This is a genomic window from Janthinobacterium sp. ROICE36 (assembly GCF_002869965.1).
Taxonomy (GTDB): Bacteria; Pseudomonadota; Gammaproteobacteria; order Burkholderiales; family Burkholderiaceae_D; genus Janthinobacterium.
Genome location: NZ_PEBS01000014.1, coordinates 86,668 through 99,431 on the forward strand (window position 1 = coordinate 86,668; position 12,764 = coordinate 99,431).

General features: G+C 68.0%; 4 protein-coding genes. 1 reads left to right on the forward strand and 3 read right to left on the reverse strand.

Annotation, left to right across the window (positions count from 1 at the left end):
* Positions 1 to 81: 81 nt before the first annotated feature.
* Entirely contained in the window at positions 82 to 726 is a 645-nt protein-coding gene (udk, locus tag CSZ94_RS08390) for a uridine kinase (protein WP_102121096.1), read from the forward strand.
* A gap of 12 nt (positions 727 to 738) precedes the next feature.
* Here udk and CSZ94_RS08395 read toward each other — a convergent pair whose 3' ends face one another.
* From CSZ94_RS08395 to CSZ94_RS27960, 3 genes are all read right to left on the reverse strand, one after another.
* Positions 739 to 1,908 (reverse strand): HlyD family type I secretion periplasmic adaptor subunit, encoded by a 1,170-nt coding sequence (locus CSZ94_RS08395; RefSeq protein WP_102121087.1) that lies wholly within the window; start codon positions 1,906 to 1,908, stop codon positions 739 to 741.
* A complete protein-coding gene (locus CSZ94_RS08400) occupies positions 1,905 to 5,267 on the reverse strand; it encodes a TolC family protein (protein WP_180977403.1) in 3,363 nt (1,120 codons plus the stop codon). Before CSZ94_RS08400 ends, CSZ94_RS08395 begins: the two co-directional genes overlap by 4 nt.
* 213 nt (positions 5,268 to 5,480) lie before the next feature.
* Positions 5,481 to 12,353 carry a hypothetical protein gene (locus CSZ94_RS27960; protein WP_180977404.1) on the reverse strand — a complete coding sequence of 2,291 codons (6,873 nt, stop codon included), beginning with the start codon at positions 12,351 to 12,353 and terminating at the stop codon, positions 5,481 to 5,483.
* Positions 12,354 to 12,764 lie beyond the last annotated feature (411 nt).

Genomic DNA, 12,764 nt, shown 5'->3' on the forward strand with positions numbered 1-12,764 from the left:
AGGCGCTGCGGAATTGCCGCATGCGCCATGTTGCTGCGGCCGCTCCCTGTCAGTACGCTCACGTTTCCGGTATCATTCGGCATGAATAAGATTTCTTTCCAACCGTTTGTTATTGGTGTCGCTGGCGGAAGCGGCAGTGGCAAGTCCACCGTATCACAGCAAGTGCTCGCGTCCTTTGGTGCCGACATGGTCTCGGTCGTGATGCAGGACGATTACTACCGCGACCAGACGCACCTCACCCCTGAAGTTCGCCGCCAGCAAAATTACGACCATCCTCAGGCGTTCGAATGGCCATTGCTGGTACAGCACATCCAGGCCTTGCGCAACGGCGAGGCGATCGAGATGCCCGAGTACGACTTCACGCTGCACAATCGCTCCAGCAGGACCATTCCCGTCAAGCCGGCCCCGGTGATCGTGATCGAAGGCCTGTTTGCCTTGTATGACGAAGACTTGCGCGACATGATGTCGCTGAAGATCTTTGTCGATACGGCTTCCGACGTGCGTTTCATCCGCCGCATGCAACGCGATATTACCGAACGCGGCCGTTCGGTGGAAAGCGTCATCGAGCAGTATCTGGAAACAGTGCGCCCGATGCACAAGCAATTCATCGAGCCCACCAAGCGCAATGCCGATGTCATTTTGCCGCATGGCGCCAATGGCCCCGCAGTCGACATGATTACCGCCAAGGTGGCGAGCGTCATTGGCCGCTTGAAGCCTGCCGGCTAAAAGCACGCTGCGTCAGCGTTCCCCCATCGACTCTGAAAACGTCTTGGTGATCGGTTTCGTCAGGTAGCGCAAGACCGTCTTGCGGCCCGTGTTGATTTCCACGGTGGCCGTCATGCCGGGCTGGATCAGAATCGGCTCGCCATTCTTGCCCATCAGCTTGCGCCCGCTGGTCTTGATCTGCACGCGGTAGTACGGCTGCTCGTTGCCCTTGTTGTCTTCACTTAAAGTGTCCGCGCTGATGTAGCTGACGGTGCCGCGCAAACGTCCGTAAATGCCATAGTCGTAGGCGTCGAGTTTCACGGCCGTGGGCAGGCCGGGTTTGATGAAGGCGATATCGGACGGCTTGACTTTCGCCTCGATGATCAGGTCATCGTCCGTGGGCACGATTTGCAGGATTTCCTCGCCCGGCTTGGCCACGCCGCCCAGGGTGGTGAGCCGCACATTGCGCACGATGCCGTCGGTTGGGGCGTAAATGTCCGTCGAGCCCAGCTGTTCCTTGCGCTGCGTCACCGTTTGCAGCACGCCGGCCAGGTCTTCCTGGGCTTTCACCAGGTCCGTCTGGCTGTCCTGCAGGTATTTGTTGCGCCGGTTGGTGATCTGCGCCTGGATGTCCACCACCTGGCGCCGCAGTTTCAGCACCTCGGCGCGGCTCACGTCCCCCGTCTCCAGCAGCGGCAAGTTCATTTCCAGCTCTTCCCTGATCAGCTTCATGGCGCTGTCCAGCGCGCCCACTTCCGCTTGCACGGCGCCCTGGCGCTTGCTGAACAGAGCCATCTGGTTGGCGCGAAATTCCGGAAACGCCTGCAGTTCGGGCGGGAATTTCGGCGCGCCGCCAAACACTTCCGCCTGCAGGCGCGCCACGGCCGCCTTCAACCCGGCCGCCTTGGCCGTGCTTTCCAGGTAACTCGTTTCGGCCCGCGTGCGGTCGAAGCGGGCCAGCAGTGCGCCCTTTTTTACCACGCTGCCTTCATGCACGCGCAGTTCGGCCAGCACGCCGCCGTCGGCCACCTGGATCACCTGGTTGCGCGAACTGGCGATCACCTGGCCATTGGCGCGCGTCACCTGGTCCAGCTCCGCCCACGACGCCCACGCGATGACACAAGCCAGCGCCGCCGTGCAGCTCCAGATCAGCAGCCGGCCCCGTTTTGCTTCTTCCCGCGTTTCGACCTTGGCCAGTTTCATGCGACTGCTCCTTGCGCCACTGGCGCAGTTGCGGGACTGGGTACGGCCTGCGGCTTGCCCGACAGCTTGGCCAGGACAAAGTCGCGCGGGCCATCGAGCAGCACTCGTCCCGCCTGCAGCACCACCAGGCGGTCGAGCAGGGGCAGCAGGGCGTTCTTGTGCGTGGTGGCGACCATGGTCACGCCTTCGGCCGCCAGTTCGCCCAATAGCCCCACGATGCGCGCTTCCGTTTTCGCATCCATGGCGCCCGTCGGTTCATGGAGCAGCCAGATGCGCGGCTTGGCCAGCAGCAGGCGCGTGACGGCGATCAATTGCCGCTGGCCGCCCGAGACGCCGCGCCCACCCTCGGCAATGGCCAGCGCCAGTCCCCGTGGCTGGCCCAGTATCAGCTCGGTCAAGCCCGTGCGTTTGGCTGCCGCCAGGATCGCTTCCTCGCCAGGGTCGGCCAGTCCCAATAGCAGATTGTCGCGCAGGCTGCCGCTGAACAGCCGCGTTTCCTGCGGCAGGTAGCCGATCATTTCGCGCACCACGGCCGGCGCCAGCAGGGCCATGTCGACGTCGCCCAGATAGACCTTGCCTTCGGCCGGCTGGTACAGGCCCGAGGCCAGTTTCAGCAGCGTGCTCTTGCCCGAGCCGATGGCGCCCACCAGGCCGACGCGCTCGCCAGGGCGGATGGCGAGACTTTCCACTTCCAGCGCCACCTTTTGCGCGCCGCCATACGTAAAACGGATGCGTTCGAAGCGCAATCCCGTATCGAGGCTGCGCGGTGTCAGCGCGAACTGCCCGTTGTCCGCCTCGTTGGGCAGGCTGATGACCTGTTCCAGACCGTCGATCGAGGCGCGCGCATGCGCCCACTGCACCATCACGGCGGGCAACTGCACGATGGGCATCAGGGCGCGGTTGCTGATGATGGTGCATGCCATCAAGGCGCCCATGGTCATCTGGTTTTCCGCCACGAACCACGCGCCCATGGAGATCAGCGCCACGTTGGTCAGTTGCTGGAAGGCGGCCGTGATGTTTTGCGACAGGGCCGCGTAGTCGCGGATATTCTGCTCCGCGTGGCTGCTCTCTGCCACCAGTTCGGCCCAGCGTGCCTGCATCATCCATTCGGCGCTGCTGCCCTTGAGCGTTTCCACGCCATCGACGGCTTCCACCAGCAAGCCCGCCTTGCGGTTGCTGGCGTTGAGGTTTTTGCGCGTGTGAGCCTGAATGGCGCGCTGGAACATCAACCCGCACAAGAGGGCCAGCGGCAAGGCCACCAGCGGCACCACTACCAGCGGCCCACCGATGATGGTGATCATGGCCAGGAAGATCAGGGCGAAGGGCACGTCCGTCAGCACGAACAGGGAGGTCGAAGTGAGCACACCGCGCACCATTTCAAAGCCTTTTACCTGCGCCGCCAGAGTGCCAACGGAGGCGGGGCGCGCTTCCATGCGGATGCCCAGCATGCGCTGGAAAAACCACTCGGATAATTCATGGTCTACATCGTTGCACGAATGGTCGACGATGCGGCTGCGCACCTGCTTGAGGATGAACTCCAGGCCGATCGACAGGGCCACGCCCACTACCAGCACCCACAGGGTGCTGAAGCTCTGATTGGGAATCACGCGGTCGTACACCTGCATGGAAAACAGCGAGGTGGCCATGGTCAGCAGGGTCACCAGCGCGGTGGCCAGCACGGCGTCGACGAATACGTTTTTTTTCAGCCACAGGGCATTGCGCACCAAGCCCAGCGCACCGGGGCGGGCGCCGCTTTTGTCGCTGCGGCGCGGCAGGCCCACGCAAGCCAGGCCTGCCAGCGAGGCCAGTTGCAAGGCGCGTCCATCAATGCCTTCGCCGCGCCAGGCACCGTCGGCGCCGTGCGATTGCAGCAAGCCCCAGCCCGAGCTGGCGCTGTAGACGGCGAACGGCAGCTCGCCCGGCGTCGGCTCGTGCAGCAGGCGCGCCGCGCCTTCCAGCCCGGCCGCCTGCCAGACGGTGGTGAGGACCACGCCGGGCGCGGCGTTGTCATCAAGCTGTTCCAGCTGGCGTTGCAGGTCGGCCAGGCGCGCGGCGGCCAGGTGCTGGCCAGTCAGCCGCGCGGCCCTGTCGCTGAGTGTCAGCAAGCCATGTTTGATGGAGGTATCCACGCTGTCTCCTGTTGGCATCATGTCGGTGTCAATTCGTGCGCGCCCGGCCAGGGTGCCTGTTTGCGCGGCCAGGCGCAGGCTGGCGGCAATGGCTTGTGCACGCGTGTCTTCCAGTGAAAGCTGCGCCTGGGTCGCTTCGCGCACCGCGTTGAGCACATCGTTCCAGCTCTTGCGGCCGATCACGTACTGGCGCGCATACGATTCGAACACCTGCGTCGAGGTGGTGCTGGCCTCGCCCGCGTTGTCCAGGCGCTGGCGGCTCGCTTCGGCCTCGTTCCAGTCCAGCGTGAAACGCTCGCGCACCTCGCGTTCGGCCACATCGTGCGCGGCGCGCGCGCCTTCGCGCCGGGCGACGGCGGCGTCCACGCCAGCCTTGGCCGACAAGCCGGCGCCCGGCTGCGCCTGCAGCACCAGCATGGCGCGCGTGCGGTTGTCGGTATGCATGCCGCCCGTGGGCTTTTCCATGCGCAGCACGATTTTTGGCATGTAGGCCGAGCACTGCAGGGTGATCTCGGAATCGGCTGCCTGCGCCTCGAATTCGAGACGGTGCAGGGTGGGGGAGTAGGCTATGGCCTGGCGCATGATTCTTTCCAGGCTGGCGCCGGGCAGCGGTTCGCCCACGCCGATGCCTGTCGCTCTGACCAGGCGCACGGGCTTGCCAGCCAGTTGCGACAGCTGCGCCAGCGCGTTCTCCAGCGCCTGGCGCGCATTCGACACGTCGTTGGCCGCCTGGTAGGTGAGCGACTCGGCCAGGCGCTGGTCCGTCTGCGAACTGACCGACTGCACCACGCGGCGCTTGATCATGTTCAGCAGGCGCTGGTGTTCGGCCAGGCCTTCTTCGGCCGAGCGCACGCGCGCCGTCTGGCGCAGCGCCTCGGAGTAGGCGGCGATCACGCGCAGGGACAGGGTCAGGCGTTCTTCTTCGATGGCCGCGCCGGCCGCGTCGACCCGGCTGCCGGCGGCATCGATGCCGGCGTCGATGCGCCCGCCGCTCCACAGCGGCTGCTCGATGCGCACCACGCCGCCCGTTTCCTGCGAACCCGTGGGTACTTCGGCCGACAGGCTGGGAAAGCGCTGCCACTGCGCGCCATCGAGGTCGGCCCGCGCGGCCGCCTGTGCCGAACGCTTGCCGGCGATGCTTGGATGGCTTTGCAGCGCCTGTTGCAAGACCTGGTCGAAGCTCCAGGCCGTGGCGCCCTGGGCGCTGGCCAGCGGTGTAAATGACGCCATGCAGACGGCCGCCAGTACGGCTACGATGCAGGGCAGGATACCGGGCCAAGGGCGCCGGCGAGGTACTAATGCTGGAAACCTGCGTAATCTCATCCCGTGTTTTTTCCTGCCACGCGGCCTGAACAATTTCCGTTTGCATCACTGGAGTCGCAGGAGCGCGTCTGCATTTGCGCTCCTGCGGCCGTTTTTGCCTACGTTTCCATGGCCGTTGCCTCAGACATGAAAATTCGCTGCCGTCAGTTGCGTGATGTTCACGCCACTCAGCAGCACCAGCGCCGTGTCGATGGCGTTGGCGTTGCTCAGGTCACTCGAGTGATACACCGTCACGGCGCCGCTGTTTTGCGCATCGGCGATGACGATGTAGCCCTGTCCCGACAAGACGCTGTTGTCGGCCGCGATGGCGCTGGCTGCCGCGCCGATCGACACGGACGTGCCGTCGAAAATGAACAGGTTGTCGGCGCCAAAGTCCGTGCCCACGTTCACGCCCACGGCCACCGACGCCGTCAGGTGGGCGATGGCCGACATGTCGATCACGTCGCCGCCGGCAGCCGGCAGGCCGGTGCTGAAGTCGGCCACCGTCAGCGGGTTGTGCAGCGCGTTCTGGCTGAGTACGAACAGCTGGCTTGCGTCCGTCAGATCGGCTTGGGCCTGGGATGCCGCTGCCGCTGCAGCATTTGCCGCCAACGTCAGCGAGCCTGCGTCCGTCAGGTCTGCCTGTGCCTGTGCTTGCAGGGCGGCTGCCGCTGCCGCATCGGCGGCCAGGTGCAGGGCATTGGCGTCCGTCAGGTCGGCCGTATGTGCTGCCGCCAGGGCGGCCGCCGCTGCCGCATTGGCGGCCTGGGTGAGTGCCACGGCATCGGTCTGGTCGGCCAGCGCTTGCGCGGCGGCGGCGTGGGCGGCATCCGCATTCGACACCACCGCCAGGGCGTTGGCGTCGGTTTGCGCGGCGAGGGCATTTGCCTGCGCCAGGGAGATGTCGGCTGCTTGCGCGTCGGCATTGGCCTGGGCCGCTGCCGCATCGTCCGCATGCGCTGCACTTGCATTGGCGTGCGCTTGCGCCGCAACCGCTGCCGCATTGGCGGCGGCGGCATCGTCGGCTTGCGCGGCTCGCAGGGCCAGCAGGGAAGCGGCTGCCTGTGCCTGCGCCAGCGGCGCCGCCGTATCGGCTGCATGCGCGGCCAGCGCGGCGGCCGCCGTGTTGTTGGCGTTGAGGGTGGCCGCTGCCGCCGACGCATCGTCGGCCTGTGCCGCCTGCGTGAGTGCCAGCGAGATGGCGGCAGTAGCTGCCGCCGCTGCCGCTGCGTCGTCGTCGTTCTGCGCTGCGGCGGTGGCGGCAGCGGCATTTGTCGCTGCCTGATTGGCGGCCGTGTCGTCGGCTTGTGCTGCCTGTGCGGCGAGCAGTGCGGATGCCGCTGCCGCTGCGCTGGCAGAGGCTGCGACATCAGCTGCTGCTGCGGCCGTGGCAGCCGCTTGCGCGAGGGAGGCTGCGGCCGCAGCGTCCGCTGCGGCCTGGTCGTCGGCGACGGCGGCGTTGTGCGCTGCCTGGGCGTTGGCAGCGTTGGCCGCTGCCAGGGCCGCTGCCGCATCATCTGCCTGCGCCGCTTGCGTGGCTGCCAGGGTAATGGCGGCCGCGACCGCCGCTGCTGCTGCTGCGGCATCGGCGTCATGCGCATTTTGCGCTGCCAGCTGCGCGGCGGCCGCCGCTGCGGCGGTGGCAGCGACGCTGGCGTCGGCGGCGAGGGCCGCGTCCAGTGCCAGTTGCGCGTTCGCCGCTGCCGTGGCGGCGGCTGCCGCCGTGGCATCGTCCGCCTGGGCATTGAGCGTGGCGGCCAGCGAGATTGCCGCTTGCGCCGCTGCTGCCGCTGCTGCGGCATCGGCATTTTGCGCCGCCACCGCCGCCGTATGTGCCGCAGTCGCATTTGCGGCAGCGGTGGCCGCCGCCGCATCGTCCGCCTGGGCCGCTGCCAGCGCCGCATGGGCGGCGGCGGCATTTGCATTGGCCTGGGCCGCGTCATCGGCCGCACCCTGGGCGGTGAGCAGGAGGTTCAGTTTCAGCGTCCTGTCATTGTTGGCATCCGTGGCATTGGTATCGGCTGTCACGGCAGCGTTCAGGTTGGCGATCGCCGCATTGAGCGCTGCATGGGCATTCAGGGCCCCCGTGTCGGCCAGTTGCGCCGCCAGCGTGGCGGCTGCCGAGAGCGCGGCCGTGTGCGCGGCATTGGCGGCGGCATCGTCGGCCGCCAGCGCTGCGCTGGCGGCGGCATCGTCGGCCGCCAGCGCTGCGCTGGCGGCGTGCAGTGCGTTGTTGGCCGCCGTAGCAAGGACCGCCAGGGCGCCATCGGCCGCCAGCGCGGCATCGGCAATGACTTGTGCCGCTGCCGCAGCTGCCGCCGTGCTGGCCGCCGTGGCATCGGCGCCCAGGGCGGCATCGGTGGCAGCGAGCGAGGTGCTGGCAGCCAGTATCGCCGCGTTGAGTGTGGTCGTGGCGGTATTCAGGGCCGCTTGCGCGTTGCTGGCTGCCGTGCTGGCTGCCGCGGCGGCGCTGTCGTCTGCCAGGGCCTGGTTCAGTGCGGCCAGGGCGTTGGCGGCGGCCGTCGCAGTCGTGCCGACGGCTGCATCGGCAGCCTGGGCGGCCTGGGTGGCGGTCAGCGAGATGGATGCCGTGAGGGCGGCAGCGGCGGCGGCAATATCGTCCGCTTGCGCGTGCTGCGTGGCGGCGGCCGAGATGGCGGCGACGGCGGCGGCTGTCGCATTGGTGGCGTTCAGCACAGCCGCAGCGGCCGCAGCATCGTCGGCCAGGGCCGCATTCAGGGAGGCCAGGGCGTTGGCGGCGATGGTGGCGGCGCTGGCGGCGGCGTTATCGGCCGTTTGTGCTGCCTGCGCAGCGGCCAGCGAGGTGGCGGCCAGGGTCGCGGCCGTCGCTGCGGCAAGATCGTCGGCGATGGCGGCGGCAGTGGCCGCATTCGCCGTCACGGCGGCGGCGGCCGTGGCGGCCGCGTTCGCGTCCGCTTGCAGTGCCGCATTCAGGGCGGCCAAGGCATTGGCTGCCGTCGCGGCCGTCGCGGCGGCGGCTGTATCGGCCGCTTGCGCCGCCTGCGCCGCTGCCAGCGAGGTGGCGGCCACGCCGGCGGCGGTCGCCGCGAGGGTGTCGTCCAGTTGCGCCGCCGTGGCTGCCGCCTGCGAGGTCAGCGCCAGCGTGGCGGCGGCGGTGGCGGCATTGTCGGCTGCGAGCGCATTGTTCAATGTGATCAGCGAGGCGGCCGCCGTGGCGGCGGTCGAGGCGGCTGCCGCGTCGTCCGCTTGCGCCGCCAGCGCGGCATTGTGCGACAAGCCGGCCGTAGTGGCGGCGACGGTGGCCGCCAGCGCTGCCACCAGGTCGAGTGGATGGGCAGTCGAGTAGGCGGCCAGGGCGGTGGCATTCGCTGCGTCGTTGTTGGCGATGGTGGTCAGGGCGGCGGCATCCGTCAAGGCGGCCTTGGTGGCCGCCACGGTGGCGGCCGTGACGTCGAGCGTGTGGGCAGTACCCAGCAGGACGGCATCGGTCAGGCCGGCAACGGTGGCAGCTGCCGTGGCGGCGGTGGCATTCACCGTTGCTATCAGGCCCAGGGCGACGGCATCCGTCAGGTTGGCCGTGGTTTGTGCGGCGGTGGCGGCTGCGGCGTCGACGGTCGCCGCCAAGCCCAGGGCAACGGCGTCGGTCAGGTTGGCGGTAGTGGCGGCCAGGCTGGCGGCCGTGTTGGCAGCCGTTGAAACGATGCCCAATGCCACCGCGTCTGTCAGGTTGGCCGTCGTTTGTGCCGTGGCGGCCAGGGCCGCATTGGCCGTGGCGACCAGGCCCAATGCCGTGGCGTCCGTCAGCGCGGCGGTGGCCGCAGCTGTATTGGCGGCGGTGGTGGCGGCCGCCGAGACGGTGCCCAGAACAACTGCATCGGTCAGGCTGGCAACATTCGTCGCCGTATTGGCGGCAGCAGCGGCGGCCGTGGCGATCAGGCCCAGGGCAGCGGCATCGGTCAGGTTGGCCGTAGTCTGCAAGGCAGTGGCGGCGGCTGCGTCGGCCGTGGAAGCCAGCGCCGTGGCATCCGTCAGCGCCGCCAGGCTGGCCGCCGACGCGGCCGCCAGCCCATCGGCGGTGGAAATGAGGCTCAGCGCGATGGCATCGGTCTGGCCAGCCGTCGTGACGGCCGTGGCTGCAGCCGCATTGGCGGCCGACGAGACCAGGCCCAGGGCCACGGCATCGGTCTGGTTGGCAACAAATTGTGCTGCCGTCATGGCATTTTGCGCCAGCGTATTGGCGGCCGTCAAGGTGGTGACAGCAGTCTGGGCGGCAAGTTCAGCGGCGGCGTCAGCGGTGGAGATTACGCCCAGCGCGCCGGCATCGGCCAGCGCGGCGGCGGCGGCCGTAGCGGCGGCGGCCTGTGCTGCGGCAGCTGCGCTGACGGCCGAGACATCGAATCCGCCCAGCAGGGCAGCCGTTTCCGCCGCCGAGACGGCGGCGGCAGCAGCGGTGATGAGCGCTCCTGCGTCGGTCAGGTTGGCGGTGACTTGCAAGCCTGCTGCCACCAGCGCATCGGCGGCGGAAATTCCGGCAAGCAGGACGACATCCGTCAGGCCGGCAGTGATGTCGGCATTGTCGGCATCGAGCTGCAAGGCATTGACGGTGGCCGTCAAGTCGATGACGCTGGTCTGGCCGGCCGTGACGTTGGCGGCCAGGGCGGCGAGGTTGGCCAGATTGAAAGCATTCAGGGCAACATTGACGTCCAGCAGGGTGGCTTGCGCATTGGCGGCCGCCGCATCGGCGTCCGCCTGGTTCGCAGCTTGCTGCAAGGCCACTACATCGGTCTGGTTGGCCACCGCCTGGGCATTCGCGGCATCGCTGGCGGCGGCCGCGTCGGCAGCGGCCAGGGCCGCCGCATCCGTCTGGTTGGCGATGGTTTGCGCTGCCAGCGCTGCGGCGGCGTCGCTGTCGGACACGACTTGCAACGCGGCTGCATCGCTCAGGGCCGCCTGCGCGGCGGCGGCGACAGACGTGCTGGCGGCCGCATTGGCCGTGATTTGCAGGGCGGCAGCATCGCTCAGGTTGGCGGTGACGATGGCATTGGCGGCCGCAGTGGCGGCAGCGGCGGCAGCGGCGTCGAGCACGGCGGCATCCGTGTTATTGGCCAGTGTGGCGGTGGCTGCTGCCGTGGCCGCGTCGGCGTCGGAAATCACGGCCAGTGCGGCCGCATCGGTCAGGCCAGCCTGCACCTGCGCCGCATCGGCGGCCAGGGTGGCGGCATCAGCAATCAGCCCCAGGGTGGGCGCGTCCGTCATGTTGGCCTGTGTCTGGGCATTCGCCGCGTTCGTTGTGGCGGCGTCGGCGGCGGCCTGCAGGGCCACTGCATCGGTAGCATTGGCGATCGAGGCATCCCTGGCGGCGACGCCGGCAGCGGCGTCTGCGGCCATGGTCAGCGTCACGGCGTCGGTGAGTCCTGCTTGCGTGCTGGCAGCGGCGGCGGCATTCGTGGCGGCGGTAGCGGCGATGCCCAGTGCCGCTGCGTCGCTGGCATTGGCGGCTGTGGCGGCATTCGCTGCTGCGGTGGTGGCAGCATTTGAGGCGGCGGCGAGCGCGGCGGCATCGGTGGCGTCGGCCACGCTGGCGGCAGCGGCGGCGTTGGCGGCATCGGCATTGGAGACGAGCGCCAGCGCGGCGGCATCCGTCAGGCTGGCCTGTATGCCGGCCGCGACGGCGGCATTGGCGGCGGCGGTTGCCGCCAGGTCCAGCGCGGCGGCGTCCGTGGCATTGGCCAGCGCCGTGGCAGCAGCGGCAGCAGCGGCATCATTGGCTGAAATGACGCCCAGCGCCGCTGCATCGGTCAGCGCTGCCTGGGTGTTGGCTGTAGCGGCGACTATATCGGCTGCATCGGCGATGGCTTGCAATGCCGGGGCGTTGTTCTGGTCAGCTTGCGTCTGCGCCGCATCGGCGGCGGCGTGCGCGGCGGCGGCGTTGGCGGCGGCGTGCGCGGCGGCGGCGTTGGCGGCGGCCGTGGCGGCAGCCGCATCGTCATTTTGTGCTGACGTAGTGGCGGCCTGCGATGTGGCAGCGGCGGCGTTGGCGGCGGCTGCCGCGCTGTCGTCATTCGTGGCGGCGCCAGCGGCGGCCTGCGCGCCGGGCACGGCGGCTACCGTGCTGGCAGCCAGTACATCGTCGGTGGTGGCGCTATTGGCGGCGAGCAAGGCTGCCGCCGCGGCAGCGGCGGCTTGCGCCGCCAGCTGGTCGGCGAGGATGGCGGCATTAGCCGCTGCCAGCGCAGCTGCCGCCGTGGCCGCTGCCGCAGCGGCGCTGGCGTCATCGGCCAGGGCATTGTTGGCGGCGGCGAGGGCTGCTGCAGCGGCCAGTACGGCCGCGTCGGTCACGGTAATGGTGGTGGATTGGTTGCCCGTGCCACCCTGGCCGCCGGTCGAGCCTCCCGTACCTGGGCCACCCGTACCGCCCGTGCCTGTACCACCGGTGCCGCCGGTCCCGCCCGTGCCCGTTCCTCCGGTTCCCGTGCCGGACCCGCCAGCGGTGGCGCCACCTCCCCCGCCACCGCCAGCTGCGGCGGCAACCAGACCAAGGCCGCCGAGCGCGCCCAGCACGCCGAGTCCACCCAGGCCGCCCGCAGCGCCGGCGGCGCCACCCGCGCCAGCCGACGCGCCGGCAACGTCCACCACACTGCCGCTGGGGATGCCGGCGGCACCTGCGCCAGTGCCGGCCGCGCCAGCGGCGCCGCCATTGTTATCGCTTTGCGGCGTGCCGAGGTCGGCGCCGCCAGTGCCTGCCTGGCCTGCGGCCGCGCCACTGCCACCCGCGGCCAAGGCGGCTGCCGCCACAGCGGCGGCCGCACCCAGGGCGCCGGCATTGCCGCTATCGGCGCTTCCCGTGACTTCGACGACATTTTCAGGCGGCATGGTCTGGCTTGCATCGGCCCCTTTTATGAGTTCATCGTCGTCATACTGCTTGCGGTTGCCGGTTTTTGGATTGGCGGCTTTTTTTGCTGGCGTTGCGATCTTGGTGCCAGCGCCTTCGGCATTGACGGGAACTTGTGCTGGATTTTGGGTGGTGGCCATTTGGAAGTCTCCGGAAGAGGTTATATATTCGTTAAATTTCTTAAGATATTAAAAAATTAATAATTAAATTCGTTTCCTTATTTACTCCGGCGTGGCTTGGGCCGTGGTCGAACTTTGGTGCTACCGATGTTGATAGTGGCAAGTAAAACATAACTGGAAAAAAATCGCTGGCACAAAATAGCGCTACCTCAGCGTAACTGTTCAGCATGAGCAGTGTTTCAAAAAACAGTTGTAAACCGTAACTGTTCAGCATGAGCAGTGTTTCAAAAAACAGTTGTAAACCTGTAACTGTTCAGCATGAGCAGTGTTTCAAAAAACAGTTGTAAACCTTTTCAAACCGGCTCATCATGCTGTCATGGCAAAAAAACGTACCCCTCCCGATCTCTCCGCCCTGACGCGCGGTGAGCTTGA

Excerpts from the sequence above, each read along its gene's own strand:
- udk (WP_102121096.1), top strand. The coding sequence starts at position 82 with ATGAATAAGATTTCTTTCCAACCGTTTGTTATTGGTGTCGCTGGCGGA.
- CSZ94_RS08395 (WP_102121087.1), bottom strand. The coding sequence starts at position 1,908 with ATGAAACTGGCCAAGGTCGAAACGCGGGAAGAAGCAAAACGGGGCCGG.
- CSZ94_RS08400 (WP_180977403.1), bottom strand. The coding sequence starts at position 5,267 with ATGGCGTCATTTACACCGCTGGCCAGCGCCCAGGGCGCCACGGCCTGG.
- CSZ94_RS27960 (WP_180977404.1), bottom strand. The coding sequence starts at position 12,353 with ATGGCCACCACCCAAAATCCAGCACAAGTTCCCGTCAATGCCGAAGGC.